Raw genomic sequence first — 22634 nt, forward strand, 5'->3', positions numbered from 1 at the left:
TTAATCGAGACAGTTAATGTGAAGCGAATAACAAAAGTGGCGACAATGCTCCTAGCGACTCTACCACTAGCGACCTATGCAAATATCATCGTCGACACCAAAGACGTAGATCAAGAAAAATACCATGCCGATTTATACGAATGCCAAACCTATAGCCAGCAAGCCGAACAAAAAAAAACCGACTCGCTCGGCCATGACCTAGTGAGTTCAACGGCTAAAGGGGCAGCATTGGGGGCTGCAGGTGGTGCTATTTCCGGAGGGAGTGGTTCCAAGGGAGCGAAGGTTGGCGCTGGTATTGGTATTATAGGCGGTGCGTTATCCCATAGTGCAGAGAAGAAATATAATGCAGAACAACACGAACTTGCCGAGCGTGACATTATGCGAAACTGCATGATGGGTCGAGGATATACGGTACTTAACTAATTCAACCGATAGTTACTCATTGTAATTGAGATTAATGAAATGCATTAATGCCTTAGTTAAACCGTCGTCCCCGTAGTTTTTGATCGGCGATCTTATCAATCGTATTGCGTAAAAAATAGATTCCCGTTAAAGCACGACTAAACCTTCGGGTTTTCCTTGGCTTACCTATAAAACCTTTAGATGCACTATAAAATAGGCGGTCACAGCCCATGCGATTAATCGAGCCCGATGACATACTCAAAGGGCTCGACTTGTGCTCAAGAAACCGACTTTAAACCATCGCTCGTTATCAGCTTACGGCTGCTTCACTCTTCTTAACCACTTTCACTGCAGCCACCTTAAACTCTGGGATTTTTGAGTGGGGATCTTTTGCTGTATTGGTTAAGCGGTTAACAGGTGACTCGGCAAAATGGAATGGAATAAACACCACTCCTTTTTGAATACGCTTAGTCACAAAAGCGGCAATATCAATGGTGCCACGACGGGTAGAGACACTTAGCATCTCACCGTTGCCTATCCCCATCTCTTCTGCATCTGCCACACTGATCATCGCTCTTGGACCGGCTAGGTTGTCCAATCCCTTGGTCTTACGTGTCATGGTGCCAGTATGGAACTGCTCTAAAATACGACCAGTTGTCAGAATAAGAGGATAATCCTCGTCAGGAAGCTCTGCAGCATACCTAAATGGAATTGCCTCCATCTGCCCTCTACCACGCGTAAATTGCTCTTTGTGCATGATACGAGTTCCCTGAGGGTTGTTCTTGTTGCTAGGCCAATGCTTGCCTACTGCAGGGATTGCATCCCAACCTAGCCCTGCATATTGCGGTGTCACTCGAGTGATTTCATAGGTGATATCACTGACGTGTTTATAGTCCCAAGCTCCACCCATAGCATTGGCAATATCTTGAATGATTACCCAGTCTTCACGCGCTTCTCCAGGTGGATTTACCACTGGATTCAAGCGCTGAACGCGTCGCTCAGTGTTGGTAAAATGACCTGACTTTTCAGCAAACGAGCACGATGGCAACACCACATCAGCATATTCTGCAGTCTCGGTTAAGAAGATATCTTGTACTACTAAGAAATCTAGCGCCTCTAGTCCTTCAAGTACGTGAGCCTGATCTGGATCACTCAATACTGGGTTTTCGCCCATGACATATAAGCCGCGAACCTCACGCTTACAGGCCGCATCGATGATCTCTGTTAGAGTTAAACCTGCTTCAGTAGGTAGATTAGGCGCATTCCACTCAATCGCGAACTTTTGATGAACAAGCGGGTTATACACCTTTTGATAGCCTGGGAAGTTGTTTGGTAGAGCACCCATATCACACGCGCCTTGAACATTAGATTGTCCGCGCAACGGGTTAATACCGCCACCTTCTATACCGATGTTGCCACACAACAATTGCAGGTTAGCAATAGAGCGTACATTTTCATGTCCTGTTGTGTGCTGAGTAATACCCATAGCGTAATAAACAGCGGTACGTTTTGCTGTGCCTATGGTGCGGGCCATAGCGTAGACATCCTCAGCCTTGATACCGGTCACCAACTCCACCTTGTCTAAGGCATAGTTTGGAGACATCACCTCTTGCAACAAGGTATCAAAGCCATCAACGCGGTCTTCGATATAGTCCATATCGTACCAGCCGTTCTTGATGATCTGTTGCATCACTCCGTTAAGAAGCATCACATCTGTACCAGGACGTTGTGCTAAGTAGAGCTCTGCATGATCAGCAAGTCCAATGCGCTTAGGGTCAGCAACGATCAAGCGAGCACCGTTGTGTCTAATTGCTTGTTTAATGTGGGAGGCAATAATAGGGTGCGCAGCGGTCGTATCTGATCCAATAACAAAGATAACATCGGAGTGTTTAATACTCGGAATGTCATTGGTCATCGCACCACTGCCCAGTGAAGCTTCTAAGCCCGTAACTGTTGAGGCATGGCATAAGCGTGCACAGTGATCCACATTATTAGTGCCAAACTCACGACGGATTAATTTCTGGAAGGCGTAGTTGTCTTCGTTGGTGGTTTTTGCCGAAGAAAACCCAGCCAATGCATTGCCACCAAAGGTCTGTTTAATCGAGCCAAACTTGCTTGCAATCAGCTCTATTGCTTCATCCCAAGTCGCAGGTTGTAGCCACCCATCTTTACGAATCAATGGTGTAGTTAGGCGGGCATCACTGCCTACAAAGTCAAAGCCAAAACGGCCTTTCACACACAACATTCCTTCGTTAACAGGCGAATCGCCGCCCTTAACATAGCGAATAGTATTGGCTTCTTCATCGACATGCATGCTGACCTTACAACCAACACCGCAATAGGTACAGATGGTATCAACAACCTTAAGATGTTCTATCCGACCTTGAGCTCGGTCTCGCCCATCCATCATTGCACCCGTTGGGCACACCTGAATACATGCACCACATTGAACGCAGGCAGAATCACCCATTAATGTTTGATTCGGACCGAAATTTGGACGACATTCAGGACGTGCCGCTGGCCGACCATCTTGATTCGTCATAAAACTAAGGACGCCGTGCACCGACTGCTCACGACATGCCTGAACACATTGACCACAACTGATACAACGGTTGGCATCAAAAACGATAAACTCGGAGCTATTATCAACACAAAATTTACTACGGCTGTCACTGCTACGCATTGACTGCCAATCAGCGTCAGACTTAATCTCTACAATGCCTTTAAATGACTGCTCTGCGCCATATTCTGTCGAGTAGTCACGAAGATCGCAGTCAGTATTTGCCTGACAGCCACACTCAAGGCAGCGAGCCGCTTCCGCCATCGCTTCTGCATTATCAAAACCTAGCTCTACCTCTGCAAAGCTCTGTTCACGTTGAGAGTTGGTCAGCTCTGGCATAATGCTGCGAGCAACTTTCTGGATATTTTGAAAATGTAGAGGGTCAACCTGTTTAACGGCTTTACCCTTACGAGAGTTAAAGGGTGCAGCCGGAACGTTATCCATATCCCCTTCAAAGAAGCGATCTATGGCCGCTGCAACAATGCGCCCATCCGCTACAGCCTCTACTGCTGTCGCAGGGCCACGGCGAAAGTCACCAATACTAAAGATATTTCCCGTACCTGTATGCATAGTCTCTGGATTCACATCTGCTGTGTTCCAGCGAGTCAATGGGATCTCGAGTTGCTCATCGTCCATAAAGCTTAGATCTGGCTTTTGAGAAACCGCAGCAATAACCGTATCAAAACCTTCAGTGAAGAATTCACCGGTCGCTTTAGGACTGCGACGACCCGATGCATCTGCTGGACCTAGTGCCATTTTTTCAAGGCGAATGGCGCTCACTCGGCCATCTTCACCCGCAATGTTTTCTGCTGGATTAGTCAGAAAGTGGAACTTCACACCTTCGTGTTCGGCTTCTTCTATCTCGTAGTCTTCGGCTGGCATTTCGGCTCGAGTACGACGATAGATCAAAGTCGTATCGGCACCATCACGCACAGCAGTTCTTGCACAATCTATAGCGGTATTACCCCCACCAATAACGGCTACTTTTTGCCCTGTGGCGTAGTTTTGCTCGGTGACATAGTCCTTTAGGTAGTCAACACCTAGATAGCAACCTTCAAGTTCGCTACCCGTATAATGCATCTCAACCGCTTTAGACGCTCCCACAGCAAGGCAGACCGCGTCGTATTCTTCACTCAATGACGACAAAGTAAAGTCTTCACCCAATTTCTTACCACACTCTACTGACATGCCATTACGGCACATCAGTTCAATTTCTTTGTCTAGGATATCTTTAGGCAGTCGATACTCAGGGATACCATAGCGAAGCCAACCACCCGCATGGGGCATTGATTCAAATACGGTAACTTCATAACCCTCGTTTGATAAGTAGTATCCAGCGGTGAGGCCGCCAGGGCCACTGCCTACAACAGCAATGCGCTTATTTTTATCGTCTTTTTTAGGCGGAATATAGGCCTCTTGAGCCTCAAGGTCCGCATCAGCTGCATGTCGCTTCAATTGGCGGATTGCTATAGAGTCATCCACTAAACCACGGCGACACTCTGTTTCACAAAATGCAGGGCAAACACGCCCAATAGAAAGAGGCATAGGCAAAGTACGCTTGATCACCTCTATGGCTTTTTGATGATCATTTTGTGCAATGTGATACAGATAAGATTGGATATCCACACCCGCTGGGCAAGCTGTTTTGCACGGCGCTTCACAGTCAGCATAGTGGTCAGTCATGATGCGGTTGAGGGCTTGGCGACGATGTTCACTCAAATGCTCAGATTGGGTGACGACATTAAGTCCATTGTACACCTCTAGCTCACATGAGCGCTGTACTCCACCGCTTTCCACTTCGACCACACATAAGTCACAAGGTACCTTCTCGCCACTTTTGTTAGCACCACATAATGAGGGTATCTCCACACCACACACATTCGCAGCCTCAAGCAAAGTCATCCCCTGCTCTACTACTCGATACTTTCCATCAATGACAATCTGAACCATAGCCAACTCCTAAGCACTCACCCCATCTCGCGGGAATTTTATTATTAAAATATGAATAACCACTCATAAGACAGGGTTATTTATTTCCTCATCTTACTATGAAATTACTCCAATTGGCTATTTGTCATACAAATAATGTGACTGGTAGGAGGATTTGACGTGTAACAAAAAAGGGTTAGCCGAAGCCAACCCTAGATTTAAATTAGTTGCAAAAGTTACCTAAGCAAGTTTCTCTCTCAGGCGGTGAGTCGCTTCAACTAAGTTCTTGAGCGACTGCTCTGTTTCTTGCCAGTTGCGCGTTTTGAGCCCACAGTCTGGGTTTACCCATAAACGCTCTACAGGAATACGTGTTGCTGCCTTTTCAATCAACTGCTCTATCCATTCAACGCTTGGCACGTTTGGTGAGTGAATATCATAAACTCCAGGGCCGATCTCATTGGGATAATTAAACTCTTCAAATGCGTTCAGAAGTTCCATGTTTGAGCGCGAGGTTTCTATGGTGATCACATCCGCATCTAATGCTGCCACCGAGTCAATAATCTCATTGAACTCGCTGTAACACATGTGTGTATGAATCTGTGTCTCAGGTTTAGCGCTTGCTGCTGACACCTTAAACGCATTCACAGCCCAGTTGAGATACTCTTGATGATCCCTACTCTTTAGCGGTAATCCTTCACGTATTGCTGGCTCATCAATCTGAATAATATTAATGCCTGCCGATTGCAGGTCCGCAACCTCATCTTGCAAAGCGAACGCCAACTGATTGGTGATCGTCTCACGCGGAATATCCTCACGAGGAAAGGTCCAACAAAGAATAGTCACAGGCCCGGTGAGCATGCCTTTCATCGGCTTATCAGTAAGGGATTGCGCATATTGAGTCCAGTCTACGGTGATCGGTTGTTCTCGCTCAATATCCGCCACCACAATGGCAGGTTTCACACAACGAGATCCATAACTTTGCACCCAGCCAAACTGTGTGGTTTGAAAGCCCGCGAGGTTTTCAGCAAAGTATTCGACCATGTCGTTACGCTCTGCTTCACCATGCACCAACACATCTAGGCCAATCTCCTGCTGACGCTCAACCGTATCTTTTATAAAACCCTGAATAATTTCGCGGTACTGGCTTTGAGTCAATTCACCTCGTTTAAAGGCTGCTCGGGTTTTTCTTACTTCACTTGTCTGTGGAAATGACCCAATGGTGGTGGTTGGCAGTAATGGAAGCTTAATGACTTCTTTTTGGTGGTGCGCGCGCTCAGCATATTTTGCACTACGCTCGGCATCTGCGAGCGTTAAATTCGCCAAGCGTTTTTGAACACTGGCCTTGTTTACCGACGTCGATTGTTGACGCTCGATGATAGGTTGACTGTATCTTTCACAATACTCTATCGCTGCCGTATCGCCATCCAATGCTTTAGCAAGCCAGTTCACCTCCGCCACTTTTTGTTTGGCAAACGCAAACCAAGACTGAGTTTCGTTGGACAATCCTGTCTCTAGTTCAAGATCAACAGGGCTATGCAGTAGCGAACAAGAGGTCGCGACCCACAAGCGGTCTCCCAACTTCTCTTTTACCGGTGTTAGGCTCTCGATCTTTTCTACAAGATTAGCTCGCCATACATTTCGGCCATTAATAGCTCCCGCCGAAAGTATCCAGTTTTCAGGTAACGCTTCAACTACCTCTGCTAGTTGGTCAGGTGAACTGGCTAAATCAACGTGTAGCCCATCAATAGCAAGCTCAGTTATAGTAGGCAGAGCGTCTACAACAGAATCAAAGTAAGTAGTCAGAAGCACTTTAACGTCACTTCTTATGACTTGGTATGCCAGCTTAAAGCTACCAAGCCACTTTGTATCCAACTCTAGAGATAGGATTGGCTCATCGATTTGAACCCATTCAACATTGAGTTTTTCTAACTTTGCAAAGATGGCTTGATAAGCCGAAAGCAATCTAGGTAAAAGCGTAAGACGGTCAAAGCCTTCTTTTGTCTCTTTACCTAAATAAAGGTAACTCAAAGGTCCTAATAAGACAGGCTTAACCTTGTGACCTTGCTTTTGCGCCTCATTAATCTCATCAAACAACTGAGTCCAACTTAGCTCAAATTTATCATCAGCTGAGAACTCAGGAACAATATAATGATAATTAGTGTTAAACCATTTAGTCATATCAGATGCGGCTTCTCCAGAACAGCCGCAACTTGCTTGAGATTGACCTCGACCAATGCGAAATAGCGTATCAAGATCCGGAAAGCCATTACGATGACGCTTTGGCACATGACCAAGCAATAAACTAGTACCCAATACATGGTCGTACCATGCAAAATCGCCCGCTGTAGCAAACGACAATTGATTATCTTGCTGAAGTGCCCAGTTGTTTTTACGGATATCCGAAGCAACGTCTTGCAGTGCTTTAACGTCGGATTTTCCATTCCAATATTGTTCTAGTGCAAATTTAAGTTCGCGTTTTTCGCCAACTCGTGGGTAGCCAAGAATGTGTGTTGTTGTCATGATGTTGCTCCTCGTGAGATGTCTGGACGTCTAAAATATCTCTTAGATGACCGTAGGAAACAACACCGAATGCTTCATATAGGGTATGAAGAAATTTCAGTATAGAAATTGCGTTAATTCACGTAACGTAGAATGAAAAAACGCAGAGCAAGCCTGCTCTGCGTTAGAAATAGTACAAATTAATCAATCGATTAAAGTAGATCTTTCACATCCACCCAACGATCGTTCTTGCGAATCAAATCAATGATCAGCTGATATCTGCAACCGTCTTCAAATGTCTGGTACGGCTCCACTTCTATACCACTCACATCCTTCACCAACTGCGTAGCGAGATGCGTCCAGCTGCGTTGCGTTTCGCACTCTATCGCAGGAAGCTGTTCAGTAATATCGGTAGGTAACGGAACCTCTTGCCACTGCCCTTCTTTCCACAAGTACAAAGGCCCATCACCATAGTGTCCCTTGATATAGATAGAGCCCTGACTGCCATGGAACACGATATGATCTTCGTTAAAACGAGGCGTTAGGCCACCGTGCTTAAACAACACAGATACAGGGTTGGTCGCAGGTATACGGCTTTCAATTTGAGCCATTACCGTATAGGACCACTCTACATCACAGTCACGCCATTCAAGATTTGGATCGTTAATATCTTTAGGGATAAAGTTTCGACGCTCAGTAAAATTATGCACACCTTCAACGACAGGTGCTTTTGGCATATCGTTACGCACCTCACCGTTAATAGATAGGATGTTGTCGCCGACAACAGAAGTGACAATTGACAGCAAGTGTGTAAAGTTGTTGTTTAAGCGACCGCCACCTGCCTCTGTACGGTGTGACCAACCAAATGGAATATTCCTATCTAGATTGAAATGAGAAATACACTCAACTTCGGTCGGCTCTCCAATCGCACCTTCTGCAACTAATTGCTTGGCGTGCATGATCTCAGGCATGTAGCGAAAACTTGATGCGAATGCCGTCTTAACGCCTTTCTCTTTTGCCAGATGGTAAATTTCTAATGCTGTTTCACCACTTTCGGTAAGCGGCTTGTCACATAAAATATGACAACCAAATGAAATTGCTTCTTTAATAGCCTCTACATGCGCCCCACCTGGCGTGGCAATAGAAACGATATCAGGCTTGCACATCTCTAATGCTAACGCCCAATTTGTTCCTGAATACGGAATAGCAAGATCTGCGGCTACCTGAGTTACGACATGTTCAGTACGACCAACAATGCCGACCACATCTGCGCCAGCATCTCTAAATGCTTTGGCATGTCCTTGACCTGCAAACCCCGTACCGAATACCAATACTTTCTGATTCATTTCTTCTCCAATAATCTTGTGTAATAAATGCTAAATGGTACGAGGCATTACCAATGCCAAAGAGTGCCGTCTTCTAGTCGACTTACTGGCAAGTATGAGCGTTTGTATTCATATTTCGCAGCTTCTTCTGCATCAAACTCCACTCCTAATCCTGGCGCATCGCTGACCAAAATCATTCCGTTATCTAGCTTCATATCATGCTTGAAGATGGTCTGACACACTTCGTTGCCAAAGCCAACAAACTCTTGAATACCAAAGTTGTGAGTAGAGATATTAAGATGCATATGAGCAGCAAAACAGATTGGCGATAGATCTGGCGCACCGTGAGGCGCTGTTCTTACATTGTAAACAGCGGCAAAATCTGAAATCTTCTTCATCCCTGTAATGCCACCAGCATGGGTTGCTGCGGTACGGATGTAATCGATCCACTGATTCTGAATCAAGTCCTTACAGTCCCAAATGGTGTTGTAGGTTTCGCCCAAAGCAAGAGGCGTTGTGGTGTGATGACGAATCAACTTATAGTTTTCTTGGTTTTCAGCAATAGAGGCATCTTCCAAGAACAAAAGGTTGTACGGTTCTAGCATCTTGCCCAGTTTTGCCGACTCAATTGGCGTTAGGCGACTGTGTGTATCATGCAGGAATTCTGCTTGGTCACCGAAGCGCTCCTTGGCTTTTTCAAATAGCTCTGGTACCAGTTTAAAGTACTTACTCGTAGACCAATCTTGTTCTGGTGGTAATGGGCGATTGCCTTGTAATTCGAAGTAATCTTTCTTGTCCCCAAGAACGCCATAGGTTTCTGACAACCCTGGGATAGCCGATTGCAGACGTACCGCTTTGAACCCCTGCTCGATACATTGCTCTGCTTTGTCTAATGTATCTTCAATAGTTTCGCCATTTGCATGAGCGTATAGCTTTACACCGTTACGGCATTTACCGCCGAGTAATTGATAAACAGGTAAGCCTGCAACCTTACCCTTAATGTCCCAAAGCGCCATGTCAATCGCAGCAATTGCAGCCATGGTAATTGGACCACGTCTCCAGTACACGCCCATGTATAGATATTGCCAAATATCCTCAATCATATGCGGGTCACGCCCGATTAAACACGGTTTTACATGTTCTTCCAGATAAGCCGCCACGGCCATCTCACGGCCATTAACTGTCGCATCACCCAACCCATACACACCTTCATCGGTAACCACCTTAACGGTGACAAAGTTTCTTCCTGGGTTGGTTACAAATACTTTTACATCTTGGATTATCATCTTAATCTCTCATTCAGTTATTATTCGATTTTCAATTTAAGTAAATCGGTTTACCTTACCGGGTTTAGTAAATCGGTTTACTTGCTATCATCTAGATCTCAGAATAGAATGTCAACTCTCCCGCTTGACGTGGTTAACAATTTAAAAGCAAATATGAAAAAAGTAAGAATTGTCGATGTAGCGGCACAGGCAAGTGTATCAAAGAGCACTGTCTCCCAATATCTAAATGGTCGCTTTGGCCATATGTCACCACAAACCAAGTTAAAGATAGAGTCGGCGATCAAAGACCTCAATTACGTACCAAACCCTATAGCACGTAGTCTCAAGGTAGAGAAAACCAAAACCATCGGCGTAGTTGTGCGTGATATTGCAGGTTTCAATACCAGTCGAGTGATGCGAGGCATAGACGATTACTGCAAAAAACATAATTACAATGTGATGATTTACAACAGTGATTTTGATGCAGAAGCCGAGAAAGGTGCATTATTATCACTACAACAAATGTGTGTCGATGGCATCATCATTACTTCATCAGGACAAAACTCTGAGCTCATCAATCAATTTATTGAGGGTGGCATGCCTATAGTGCAATTCCAATTGGACTATCCAGATTGTTATAGCCACTTAGTGGTTTCCGATTATCAACAGGCGGCTTTTCAAGCTACGGAACACTTGATTGAAATGGGACATCGCAATATCTGTTTTGTCGCTCAAGAATTTTCAAAGAGTCAGTCTCGTCAAGCGCGCTATCAAGGGTATGTCGACGCACTTGAGAAGCACAAAATCGAAACGAATTCAGATTTTGTTCTCTACTGGGATCGAGAACAAGGGTTTGAAAGAAGCCCTATTGAGTTGTTAGATATGAAGACAGCACCTACCGCTTTCTTCACGCAACATTTAGCGATTACTGCAGAGCTATTGCAGGCGTTTAATGCCGCCAATATTCAAGTACCAGAGCAGGCATCTGTGCTTGGCTTTGATGAAATACCTATGGTGGAACTGTTTAAAGTGCCAGTCTCAGTTGTTCGTCAGGATGCCTATCAGATTGGCGTAGAATCCGCCAAGCTGTCCATAGAGTCGATAATGGGTAAACATAAAGAATTTCAACGAGTGATTGTCCCTAGCACATTGATTAAAAGAGACTCTGTACGCCAAATATCTGACAGCTGAAAGCTTTAAGCCTAGCTCTTGCTTACAAGTCAAGCTGTGCGGTATGCGTCATTCCCGAGTGTTTTTATCGGGAATCTTTTTCTAAACAATACAACCGAGAGATCCCCGATAAAAGCTTTCGGGGACGACGATTTGTTTGGTATAGGTATTCAATACTTACCAGGAACCTAACATCCGATTTAATCTAATTTGTGTATGAAAGTCAGGCTCTGTGGTATGCGTCTTTTCCGAATGTTTTTATCGGGAATCTTTTTCTAAACAATATAATCGAGAGGTCTCCGATAAAAGCTTTCACGGACGACGATTTGTTTCGTATAGATATTCAATACTTACCAAGAACCTAACATCCGATTTCATCTAGTTTATGTATGAAAGTCAGGCTCTGCGGTATGCGTCATTCCCGAGTGTTTTTATCGGGAATCTTTTTCTAAACAACACAATCGAGAGGTCCCTGATAAAAGCTTTCGCGGACGACGATTTGTTTGGTATAGGTATTCAATGCTTACCCAGAACCTAACATCCGATTTCATCTAACTTGTGTATAAAAATCAGTCTTTAAGCTCGCAACTATCCGCTCTCAGTTAATCATCAAACATCAAATTTACAGCAATCCCGAGTAACACTAATCCTAAAATAGGTGCAATAACGCCAAAAGGAGAACGCTCAATATAGGGCAGGTTTTCTGCTATCAAAAGCCCCCACTCCGGCTCAGGTGGTTTGACACCTAAACCAATAAAGCTCAACGACGTAAGACTCAAAGTGATTACAGGTAGGCGAAGTAGCGCATGTCGAAGCAAAGGGGGTAATACGTACGGAAGCAAGTAATGCCTGTACATATCCCAAGATCTTACTCCCCATGTAGGAGCAAGATGAACATATGGCTGAGCTTTGGCTTCTAACAACAAACTTGAGCAATGAGCGGCCAGCGGAGCCCAAGAAGTTACTACAATTGCAATCAATGCACTATGAGGGCTCATACCAGTTAAACCCGCGACCAATAGACCCACGATAATATAAGGCAAGCCTTTAGTAATCTCTATTAGGCCCTGGCTATATCGAGTGTATAAACCTAATGCAATACCTACCAATAAACTCAGTACTGTGGCCAGTATGCCCCCCTGCAGTGTTGATAGCATCCCGGTTCCCACGCGAGCAAAAAGGTCTCGCCCGATGGCATCGGAGCCAAGAGGAATGCCCAAACTTGGCGATACTAAGCGCCCAAACTGACTGGTATACGGATCATAGAGTGTTGCAAGTCCAACAAAGACAATAATAAACAAGAAAATAGAAACACTGCCCAGTCGTTTCCACTTATTTCGAGTAAAGCGAAACGATGATTGTGAACTAATAAGTTTGCCACTAGAAAGTGCCTTACCCAACACTATTTTCTGCAGCAATATTCCTATACAGCTAATAGCAATTGAAAATACCAAAAGTACTAACAATCCACCCTGCAAAACAGGAAGGTCTTGTGATTTAGTTGCACCTAACAGCAGTCGCCCAATCCCCGGAATGGAAAAGATCATTTCAACGGCAACCGCGCCGCCGGTTAAGCCAATAATCACCATCGAGAACTGCGGGATCAAATTGCTCATTGCTCTCTTTAGAGCGAACAATGTGATCTGATAAATAGAGACGTTCGCACTGAGCCAAGTGATCACCCAAGGTTCATTGAGGACGCGTTTTAGACTATCACTAAGTAAACGGCTAAGAAGACCACTAGCGGGCAATGCAAGGGCTAGACTGGGTAGCCAAAGGTTTTTCCATTCTACCCAGCCATAAGGGGGTAACCACTGAAGCCAGATGGCAAACACTAAGATAAGCATCGATGCAATCACATACTCAGGTAAGGCCACCAATACCGAACTCAAACTATTATGTGAGGATGCCAATCGTCCGCGACGCCAACTTAAAATCGTGTACAAAAACGCTATTGAACAAAAGATGACAGTGAGCGCCAATGCGCTTGCCATTAATGTAAATGAAGTTGAAGCTGTGTGCCATATTCCATCAACAACCGGCGAACCATCAACCCATGAGGTTCCGAGATCGCCGTGCATCGCATTTGATAACCAGTCCCAAAGACGCTCACCACTAGAGCGATCCAACTGCAACTCATCACGAATAGATTGCAATGCCTCTGCAGTAAGCAACTGTTGATGACCTGAACGAGCGCGGAGGATTGATTGGCTTGGATCGATGCCAGCGAACTCTGGCATCAGTCCCACTAATACAACCACAAAAGCCAAGAAGAAGACACGAGATACCCAAGGCATCGCTTGTTCTAGACTTATACGCCCCCCTACAGCAGACAGCATAGTGTTTAATTTACCTCTGTTTGCTGATCAACGAGACGGCGCTCGCGAGGATCACGCTGTGCATGTTTCACTCGGATACTTTCACCTTGAATGACACGCTCGTGCAACAATGGAATCGCAGCATATTCAGCTAAAATTTGTTTCTCTGCATCAATAATCGCTTGCTGACGAGGCTCTCCAAGTTGTTGAAGATCTGCATGTTCAATGGCTTGATCAACGGCTTCTGAACAGAACAAACCAAGATTAAACGAACCCTCACAACTAAAATCGCTCTGCATATAGGCTACTGGATCACCAGAATCCAAAACGGTTGCGCGCGACAGTAAGAAGGCATCGAATTTGCCCGCTAAGGCATCATTCTCAATTTGTGCGTACTCACGAATATCAAGCTCTACTTGGAACCCAGAGGCCTCAAGTTGCTGTTTCAATAATGCAGCAACCTCAGGAAGCTCAGCACGATCAGTAAAAGTACCAATAGTGATGGTCTCGCCATTAGCTTTCAATGTGCTGTCAATAGGTGCGGCCTCACCTCGAATTGGTGCAGCCCATGCCAATGCAGGTCCAAGCAGACCTTGCGCTTTATCAGCATGATTCTCATAAACCATGTTGATGATTTGGTCTCGGTCAACGGCACTCGAGGCAATCTTACGCATTTCAATATCTTTGAACACAGGTGATTTGCTGTTTAGGTACAGCGTGTTAGTACGCGGCATTGCGACTTCATGAAGAAGCTCAGCATCGATCATTGCGATTTGTGAAACAGGCACTGCTTCGACAATGTCTGCTTTACCTGTACGTAGTGCAGCTGCTCGTGCAAAACCATCAGGAACATATTCTGCATATACTTTCTCAACCTTAGCCTTCTCTCCCCAATAACCATCGAAGCGTTCTAAGTTTGCGCTAGTTGTACCATTGATATTCGTCAAAACAAACGGACCAGAACCCGCGCGAGTTGGGTCTACACGTCCATTATCCAAATAAGCACTAGCAGAAAGGATTGACAATTGAGGGCTCGAAAGACGACTTGGGAGCAATGGATCATTGAAGTTTGTTTTTATCTCAACCTTATCGTCCGCCAGCTTACTCACTTCCCAGTCAATACTATCTAGTATTCGAGGTTTAGGCGCTGCTTGTAATGCACGCTCTAGAGAGTTCACCACCATATCTGCATTCAGTTCCGAACCATCATGAAACTTGACTCCTTTACGCAAAGTAAAATGCCAAGTCATAGGGTCTACTTGCTCCCAATTTGTTGCAAGCATTGGCTCTGCAATAGATTGGTCGTTCAGGTTAATCAAGGTCTCTGCTGTGCTCCAACGAGAAAGCTTAAATGCATCATCTGATAATGGCGAAAGGCCCGTTCTTGGAGGCTGCATCATAGCCACATGTAGCTCAGTTGCCTCGCCCTTGGACTCAGTTGCTGTCGCTTGTTCTGAACCTGAATCAAAGCATCCTGAAAGGGGAAGAATCAAAGCGATTGATGCCGCAATTTTACTCATATTTAAGCGCATGGAATTACTCTTTTAATAAAATGGTTGTGTCGTTGTAGAAACGTGTTGTGCCTGAATAAGGGCTTGTGTCGTCGTATGCTTAGGAGCAGTAAGTACACTATCAAGCACACCATATTCGGCCACCCTACCCTTGCTTAATACCAATACATGACTGCACAGCGCTTGAGCGGCCTGTAAGTCATGGGTAACAAGGATAAGTCGCATATGGCGTGTCTGCTGAAGATGCCTCAACAAATCGAGAACCTGCTTTCGGCTAATAGGGTCCAGGCTACTTGTTGGCTCATCTGCTACCAGCACACAAGGTTCGACCACCAATGCTCGAGCAATGGCTACTCGCTGGGCTTGCCCGGTAGACAGTTGTTTTGGCAGATAGTCCAGATGCTTGATTTCTAAACCCACAGCAGTCAAAGCCTTTACCATTCGCTTTTCTTGATCATCAAGGATGCCTACATTTTTCATAGGCTCGAGTAAGATCTTGCGTACGGTATAATATGGGTTCAGGCTAGTGTGCGGCTCTTGAGGAATGAGTTGAATGTGCTTGCACAGTTCCATTCTTTGTTTTTTTGATGACGTAGAAAGCGGTAAACCACAAATAGTCACTTCGCCATAAGTTGGCATTCGAAGCCCAAACAACAGCTCAATCAGCGTGGATTTCCCTGCTCCTGACGGTCCCACTACAGCCAGGTTTTCTGTGCCAATAGTCAAATCTAGACCATGAAGCGCACGAAAAGGAGCTTTCTTGAACCATTTAGAAGCCGTGTAATGAACACAAACCCCATCAAACTGGATTTGTGCCGATAAGTTATGTTGATGTGTCATACGTTATGCCATCAACTCTCGTACTTGGGAACAAAACCTGTGCTCACTTTCATGTAATGCTTTATAAGGTTGGCCGTAGGCAATCATCTTTCCATCATCAATAACAAGAAGTTTATCGCAAGCCAATGCAGCTTGAAGATCATGGGTAATCAAAATACCGGCCAGCTGTTCTTGCCTAATCGCTTGACGATACAAACTTAGGATTTCATTCTCAGAGACAGGGTCAAGAGCACTGGTAGGTTCATCTGCGATGAGAACGCTAGCATCCCCCAATAGTGCGATCGCAATACAGATCCTTTGCCTTTGCCCGCCTGAAAGTTGACTCGGATAACTGGCAAGTGTTTCTTTTGGGTAATCGAAACCTAGGCTTTGTAAAAGTTGGATTATTTGTTGAAGCTGTTGAGGGTTAGCTTTAGTGCTTGTCGAACTCAGTGCTAGGCTAAGTTGCGCACCTACTTTGGCCAAAGGATTTAACGCCTGCAGTGCATCTTGGAAGATAACCGCTGGCCTTTGAGGCGCCTGTCGTGCCAACAATGGTAACGAAGATACCTCTACCCCTCCGACTTTTATGCTGCCCGAGACCTTAATGTCAGTGGGCGTAAAACCCGCTATGGCCTTAGATAACATAGACTTCCCTATACCCGATGGCCCCATAACCGCTAAGGTATGTCCAGGGTCAATGGCAAAGCTCAAATCCTCAAAGATAGCTCTTGTTGAATCACCAATCGTGAGGTTTTTGACCTCAAGTAGAGGTAAGTCATTATTCATTGTGTTTTAGCTAGCAAGGTTATTAGGTCTCGAAATATTCGCGGATGATATAACATATCATTTAAAACATCTAACTCTAATTTGTCCGATATACGGATACAGAAAAGCAAATCGTCCAACGTAGAATAAAGTGAATGCCAACCACAACCCATGATTACCCCAAAGTTTCACTGCAATAAACTGAACCACTAGGAACACCAGTAGGGTAATGAAGCTCGAATTTCGTACCGGCCTCGTAGTACCTGTACCAGTGAAAATCCCGTAAATAGTTAAACCATAGCCCGCAACTAAAGGGAAAATGATCAACCAAACCGACATATCTTGATAGATACTCACCACGTTAGGTATGTCGGTAAATAACATCACAATTTCATATTTAAACAATAAGGTCAGCAGGCTTAATACAACAATAAAGCCCGTTGTCCACTGCATATTGAGCCTTAAAACATCATCTAGCAATCGAATGTCTTTTCTGCCTACCGCTTTGCCTGCAAATACACTGGAGGCATTGGCAACGCCATCAAACATGTAACTGACAAGAAAGGTCACCTGCATCATAATCGCATTAGCTGCCAGTTCATCTGTTCCTAACTGCGAGCCTACACGGGCCATCATATTGAAAAAAATCAAAATACATATTGTGCGCAGCAGCAGATCCATATTGGAGCTAACTATTACTTTGAGATCAATACGTGACATTTTGACTAAAGAAAGTTGACTTAATAGAGACACTTTCGAAGTTGCCAATACTAGGTAACCGCCAATCGCGAACGTAGTAATTTGTGCAATTAGACTGGCGTACGCCACTCCTGCAACACCAAGATCAAAGTAATAGACAAACACTATGTCCAAGACAATGTTCAATACGTTGCCAAATACCTGAGTAAACAAGGTAGCCTTGGCTTTTGCTTGTCCCATCAACCAGCCAATGAGCACATAGTTTAACAGCACAAAAGGTGCGCCAAATATCATGATGCTAAAATAGGTTTTGGCGTGCATCGCTACTTCTGCATCAGGTAAGATCACCCACATTGCCCCGTTCCATATCAAGGGTTGAAGCAGAATAAAAGTCAAACCAACAATCAATGCGAGCGTAAATGGTCGTAGTAAACTGCTAGCCAACTCGCGATCATCATTTTTACCCAGAGCAATGGCACTTTGACCTGTGGTACTGACTCTGAAAAAACCAAATAACCAATACAAGGTATTCATGATCACGGTGCCGATAGCAACGCCACCGATGAGTTCCGTAATTCCCATCTGCCCTACTACTGCTGTATCCACAGCGCCTAGCAGGGGTTGAGTAACTGTTGAAACAATAAAAGGAAAAGCAATCTTTAAATAATCTTTGTGGGACAGGTTCATCTAGCTAAAATCCACGAAACATAACATCTGAGAAGTAACAACCAAAACCGATGCAAACACTCAAAGTGAGCATTTTCTTTTCATTAATAATTCGATGGTTTTTCACTACTAATTATTATGATACAGTTGAGAATGATTATCATTAAACATAAGCGCGTATTATGGATCAAAATCAAAACACAGTGCAAGTAGAGATCAGTGCTGAACTTCTGGAAAGATTGATATTAGACGGCCATCTATGCGCAGCTCATATCAACTGCTTAAACAGCGAATCAAAGCAAAAAATCTGGCAAATGTGCCTTAATATTTGTGGAAAAAAGATGTGTAAACTTCATTGTCAGAAAGAAGAAGACAGTCACCTAACTATTTGGCAAACAACCGGACATTATTAATTTGTTACACAGTACTATCTTTTTGTCACATCTTTATCTGTCAATATATTACTGCTCTCATTAGAATCGGCGCTCCAACTTTTGCGAACAACGAAGTGTAGATGCATAAAATTAAGCAACACTCAAACAAAGTAACACCGTTTGTTTTTCCGTTTTTTCTATCTGCATTGTCTTTGTCTGCTCAAGCGACAGGCTTGAACTTTTGGGAGTCTTCATCAAGTAACTCTGCCCTAGCATCTGCCAATGGGGCAAAAGCATCTGATGCATCAGTACTTGCACTGGCGCCTTCAAGCATTACTCAACTAGATAACCCTACAGTAACCGCTAATGTTACCTATTATCAGGTATCAACAGACTATTACTTGTTTGGTTCAGAAACAGATTATAAACAAGCAGACCCTATTCCAGCCGGTTTCTTCTCCATGCCCGTTAGTGATAACTGGTATCTCGGTCTTGCCATATATAGCCGAACCGCTGCTGATATTAGTGTGCCGCAGATAGTTCTCTCTCCAGAAACCAGAGTAAGACCAATTACAGTCTCTATAGCACCTACACTGGCATATCGCTGGAATGATGTGAGCATCGGGTTGACGGTTGAGTCGCTACAATCTCAATATCTCTTGGAGCAGGAGGTTTGCACAATACGCTGTCGGGACAACAAGATTGAAGGCACAACATCCGGTTGGAGTGGCGCAATAAGTGCGACATGGCAAGCTTCCCCAACCTTTGCCATTGCCGCGACGCATAGGCTTGCTAGCCAATACTCTGATGCCAATATCGAATTCGACTTACCTGACATTACATCACTTTATACCACATGGTCTCCTCTTAAGAATCTTGACTGGCACACCAGTTACAGTTACACCCAATGGCAAGGTAAAGGCATCAGATATACCGATTACAATGATGTTATTGGACTCTTAGTGGGAGCATCTGACAGTCAAAGATTCGCAACATCATTGAACTATCACATTGCGAGTTGGGATTTAAGAGTCGGTTTAAGCCTAGACGAAGCTATTGATGCCTTTGGTGGCAATGATATTCGATATAGAGTGGGCGCTGGTTACCAGTTCAATACGAACTGGCGTACCGACATCAGCTTTGTATTCGAAGATTACGCACGAAAAGAATACAATACGAGTGCTGGTGACGCGCTTGTTGCGGTACAAAATGAAGGATTCGCTGCGGGTTTAGGCCTGACCTATACCTTCTAATATCAACCACAGTCAGTAAATGAGATTAGCATTACGACGACTCACTCTGAGTTCTATCACCAAACACATGGTCAAAATAATGGAATTCGGCTACGCGGGCAGTGGCCTTTCTGTGCCATTTACTGCTATTCGCTACTAGCCATCTCTGCTGGGCGTTGGCCAAGATCGCTTGACTAACCAGCGCTTCACGAAGCTCATGCTCCATTGCAATGTCACTTTCATTCGTCGAATTAGTACCAGAGAGTGCTCTCACGCGAGATACAGATGCGCAGCTCACTATCCCTATATCGGCAACAAACTGTTCAAAGAATCGACTGACATCTTCACCGACAACATCTCCATCGGTGCTGCGTAATCTTCCACCGGGCATCCACGTTTCAATGTGATCGTATTGCGAGAGGATATGAGCTGCTTGAAAGTTATTGGTTACTACGCGCAGTTGATTATGATTAAGTAGTTGCTCAGCAATGGCTGCGATGGTTGTACCTATTCCAAGAAATACAGTACTACCATCAGGGATTCTTTGGACCACCTCACGAGCGATTGCTCGTTTTTCATCTTTGTTGGTGCTCACTCTCGACATATAACTGCGGTTTGCAAGCGTCACAGGCAAACCTACTCCACCGTGATGGCGCTGTGCATATCCCAAGGCGCAAAGCTCGTTAATATCTCGACGAATGGTTTGAGTCGTGACAGAAAAGTGCTCTGAGAGCGCCTCCACACCACAGTATTCTTCAGAGGAGATCATTTCTATCATTTGTCGTTGGCGCAAGCTCAAATTCTGCATATCAGTAATATCAACTCTCCATCGTTCACGCATAGGCTTTGGGATCGTCTGTTATCATCATATCTACACCCCATTGCCAATGCTTTTCTACTAATTCAGGGAAATTGGGCGTGTAACAATACAGCTGATAACCCGCTTCTTTTATCCACTTTGCCTCTTGCTTGACCAAAAAACGATAATCGCAATGAACACTGTAGGCGTCGATGTTATTTAGTATCTGAGATGCATCATCTGGGATTTTCTGCCACAACTGCCCCCTTCGCACTAAAGGCAATGTGCGTTTCATCTGATATAGCGCCTGACTGTCAAAGCTCGAAAACAAAATTTGTGAAAGCACTATTCCTGATTCTTCAATGACCTCTTTCACTTTATCGCATAGAGCGAACACATTATCCTCAGGGTACACCTTAAGTTCGATATTAAGATAAATTCCTGCCTCTTTAACATACAAAAGTGTCTCTCTTAGCGTAGGTATGCGTTCACCAACAAAAGTGTCGTCAAACCACCCACCAGCATCCAAGATCTTTAGTTGTGACAAGCTCATCTCACCGACCTTGCCACGCCCGTTAGTGCAACGATTTACCGTATTGTCATGGATAACCATAGGTACTCCATCTGCCGATAATTGCACGTCGATTTCAATCCACTGACTTCCATGTTCCTTCGCTAGTTTAAAAGCCGCCATTGTGTTCTCGGGAGCTAGGCGAGAAACACCACGATGGGCGGTCGTTTTGTATTCTTTTTTCATCTGAGTTCACTCTATTGTTCATATTTATTCACTTGCAGAGTGTCAGTGCTTTATGACTGAAATATGTCATTTTTTTTAACTTAGCACGTTTCAATTAAGTTCATTTTTCTGTCACTGAAGCGTCATTTATCTCGTTTAGTTTTCACTTGAACACGAAAAAGCGGATATGAACCAAATCGAACATTCGCTTTCTTTCAGCCAACGAAAAAGGGAAACGTTATGTCTATCAAGCACCTAACCGGCGCTATGCTCGCAACTGCACTAGTAAGTGCTCATGCTCAAGCTAAAACAGAAGTTGAATGGTGGCATGCCATGGGTGGCGCTTTAGGTCAAAAGGTAAACGAGATTGCCGCTGACTTTAATGCTAGCCAATCTGATTATGAAATTAAGCCTGTATTCAAAGGCAGCTATGCTGAAACCATGACGGGGGCTATTGCGGCTTTTCGGGCAAAAGAGCAACCTGCTATTGTGCAGGTTTTTGAGGTAGGCACTGCCACTATGATGGGCGCACAACAAGCCATCTACCCTGTTTACCAATTAATGGAAGATACAAAAGAACCTTTTGATGCAGATGACTACTTGCCATCTGTGACAGGTTATTACACTTCTAATGATGGCAAAATGCTGTCAATGCCATTTAACAGCTCTACTCCTGTGATGTATTACAACCAAGATATGTTTGAGAAAGCTGGCATCAAAGAAGCACCAAAAACATGGAAAGAGATGGAAGCCGTCTCTCGCAAGTTGATCGCTTCAGGTGAAAAATGTGGCTTTACGACGACATGGCAATCTTGGGTGCAGGTCGAAAACTTTGGCGCTCGTAACAACATCCCTGTTGCGACCAATAATAATGGCTTCGATGGCTTTGATACTGACTATCGCTTTAACTCAGAACCATTTGTTAAGCACATTGAACAATTAGGGAAATGGTCGGAAGAAGGCATCTTCAAATATGGTGGTCGCCAGTCTGACGGAATGCCGCTGTTTTACACTGGCGAATGTGCCATGACTATGGGCTCTTCAGCCGGTCTAGCTGGAATCCAAGAAAACATGCAAGACACTAACATCGGTGTCGCTGAGCTTCCTTACGACGACACTCTCGTCTCCGAGCCACAAAACACCATTATTGGCGGAGCCTCTTTATGGGTAATGCGCGGTCACTCAGATGCAGAATATAAAGGTGTAGCTAAGTTCTTTAATTACCTATCTAGTCCAGAGATTCAGGCTGATTGGCATCAGTTTACTGGCTACCTACCCATCACAAAAGAAGCGTACGAGCTAACAAAAGAACAAGGGTTCTACACCAATAATCCAGGCACGGATGTTGCTGTATTACAAATGACCTCAAGTGAGCCAACTGTAAACTCTAAGGGTATTCGCTTTGGTAACTTCCTACAAACTCGCGACATCATCAACGAAGAACTAGAAGCAGTTTGGGCTGGTAGAAAATCAGCAAAAACCGCTTTGAACACCGCTGTTGAACGTGGCGATCAGCAACTGCGTCGTTTCGAGCGTACACAGAAATAATTTAGTACTGCGCC

General features: G+C 44.6%; 16 protein-coding genes. 5 read left to right on the forward strand and 11 right to left on the reverse strand.

What is annotated here, in order from left to right:
- Positions 1-27: 27 nt before the first annotated feature.
- Positions 28-423, forward strand: coding sequence for a glycine zipper family protein (locus OCU48_RS08410; RefSeq protein ID WP_141344245.1), 396 nt, complete (start codon positions 28-30; stop codon positions 421-423).
- Between the two features lie 289 nt (positions 424-712).
- Here the strand turns inward: OCU48_RS08410 and fdhF are convergent, their stop codons facing one another.
- From fdhF to manD, 4 genes are all read right to left on the reverse strand, one after another.
- Positions 713-4912, reverse strand: a complete 4200-nt coding sequence (gene fdhF / locus OCU48_RS08415; protein WP_141344154.1) for a formate dehydrogenase subunit alpha — start codon at positions 4910-4912, stop codon at positions 713-715.
- A gap of 219 nt (positions 4913-5131) precedes the next feature.
- The gene (metE, locus tag OCU48_RS08420; protein WP_141344155.1) at positions 5132-7414 is read right to left on the reverse strand and encodes a 5-methyltetrahydropteroyltriglutamate--homocysteine S-methyltransferase; all 2283 of its coding nucleotides are present in this window, start codon (positions 7412-7414) and stop codon (positions 5132-5134) included.
- Between the two features lie 188 nt (positions 7415-7602).
- Positions 7603-8736 (reverse strand): Gfo/Idh/MocA family protein, encoded by a 1134-nt coding sequence (locus tag OCU48_RS08425; RefSeq protein WP_141344156.1) that lies wholly within the window; start codon positions 8734-8736, stop codon positions 7603-7605.
- 47 nt (positions 8737-8783) lie between these two features.
- Positions 8784-10001 (reverse strand): D-mannonate dehydratase ManD, encoded by a 1218-nt coding sequence (manD, locus tag OCU48_RS08430; RefSeq protein WP_141344157.1) that lies wholly within the window; start codon positions 9999-10001, stop codon positions 8784-8786.
- 153 nt (positions 10002-10154) lie between these two features.
- Between manD and OCU48_RS08435 the strand changes: the two genes are divergently transcribed.
- Entirely contained in the window at positions 10155-11171 is a 1017-nt protein-coding gene (locus tag OCU48_RS08435) for a LacI family DNA-binding transcriptional regulator (RefSeq protein ID WP_141344158.1), read from the forward strand.
- Between the two features lie 581 nt (positions 11172-11752).
- Here the strand turns inward: OCU48_RS08435 and OCU48_RS08440 are convergent.
- Genes OCU48_RS08440 through OCU48_RS08460 form a run of 5 tightly spaced genes read right to left on the reverse strand, consistent with a single transcriptional unit; the run spans position 11753 to position 17952 of the window.
- A complete protein-coding gene (locus OCU48_RS08440; RefSeq protein ID WP_141344159.1) occupies positions 11753-13489 on the reverse strand; it encodes an ABC transporter permease subunit in 1737 nt (578 codons plus the stop codon).
- A gap of 5 nt (positions 13490-13494) precedes the next feature.
- Entirely contained in the window at positions 13495-15000 is a 1506-nt protein-coding gene (locus OCU48_RS08445) for an ABC transporter substrate-binding protein (RefSeq protein ID WP_141344160.1), read from the reverse strand.
- A gap of 12 nt (positions 15001-15012) precedes the next feature.
- Positions 15013-15819: an ABC transporter ATP-binding protein gene (locus OCU48_RS08450; protein ID WP_141344161.1), complete on the reverse strand. Its 807-nt coding sequence runs from the start codon at positions 15817-15819 to the stop codon at positions 15013-15015.
- A gap of 3 nt (positions 15820-15822) precedes the next feature.
- On the reverse strand, positions 15823-16587 hold the full coding sequence (locus OCU48_RS08455; RefSeq protein WP_141344162.1) for an ATP-binding cassette domain-containing protein: 765 nt from the start codon (positions 16585-16587) through the stop codon (positions 15823-15825).
- Positions 16588-16644: 57 nt separating this feature from the next.
- Complete coding sequence (locus OCU48_RS08460) at positions 16645-17952, reverse strand: MATE family efflux transporter (protein WP_141344163.1); 1308 nt, start codon at positions 17950-17952, stop codon at positions 16645-16647.
- A gap of 161 nt (positions 17953-18113) precedes the next feature.
- Between OCU48_RS08460 and OCU48_RS08465 the strand changes: the two genes are divergently transcribed.
- Positions 18114-18344: a hypothetical protein gene (locus tag OCU48_RS08465; protein ID WP_141344164.1), complete on the forward strand. Its 231-nt coding sequence runs from the start codon at positions 18114-18116 to the stop codon at positions 18342-18344.
- Positions 18345-18445: 101 nt separating this feature from the next.
- A complete protein-coding gene (locus OCU48_RS08470) occupies positions 18446-19558 on the forward strand; it encodes an OmpP1/FadL family transporter (protein ID WP_141344165.1) in 1113 nt (370 codons plus the stop codon).
- Between the two features lie 31 nt (positions 19559-19589).
- Here OCU48_RS08470 and OCU48_RS08475 read toward each other — a convergent pair whose 3' ends face one another.
- A complete protein-coding gene (locus tag OCU48_RS08475; protein WP_141344246.1) occupies positions 19590-20345 on the reverse strand; it encodes a DeoR/GlpR family DNA-binding transcription regulator in 756 nt (251 codons plus the stop codon).
- Between the two features lie 25 nt (positions 20346-20370).
- A complete protein-coding gene (locus OCU48_RS08480; RefSeq protein ID WP_141344166.1) occupies positions 20371-21093 on the reverse strand; it encodes a glycerophosphoryl diester phosphodiesterase in 723 nt (240 codons plus the stop codon).
- A 219-nt stretch (positions 21094-21312) separates the two neighbouring features.
- Here OCU48_RS08480 and ugpB point away from each other — a divergent pair, with 219 nt between their 5' ends.
- Positions 21313-22620 carry a sn-glycerol-3-phosphate ABC transporter substrate-binding protein UgpB gene (gene ugpB / locus OCU48_RS08485; RefSeq protein WP_141344167.1) on the forward strand — a complete coding sequence of 436 codons (1308 nt, stop codon included), beginning with the start codon at positions 21313-21315 and terminating at the stop codon, positions 22618-22620.
- Positions 22621-22634: the final 14 nt, after the last annotated feature.

It is taken from the genome of Vibrio inusitatus (genome assembly GCA_024346935.1).
GTDB classification, from domain to species: Bacteria; Pseudomonadota; Gammaproteobacteria; order Enterobacterales; family Vibrionaceae; genus Vibrio; species Vibrio inusitatus.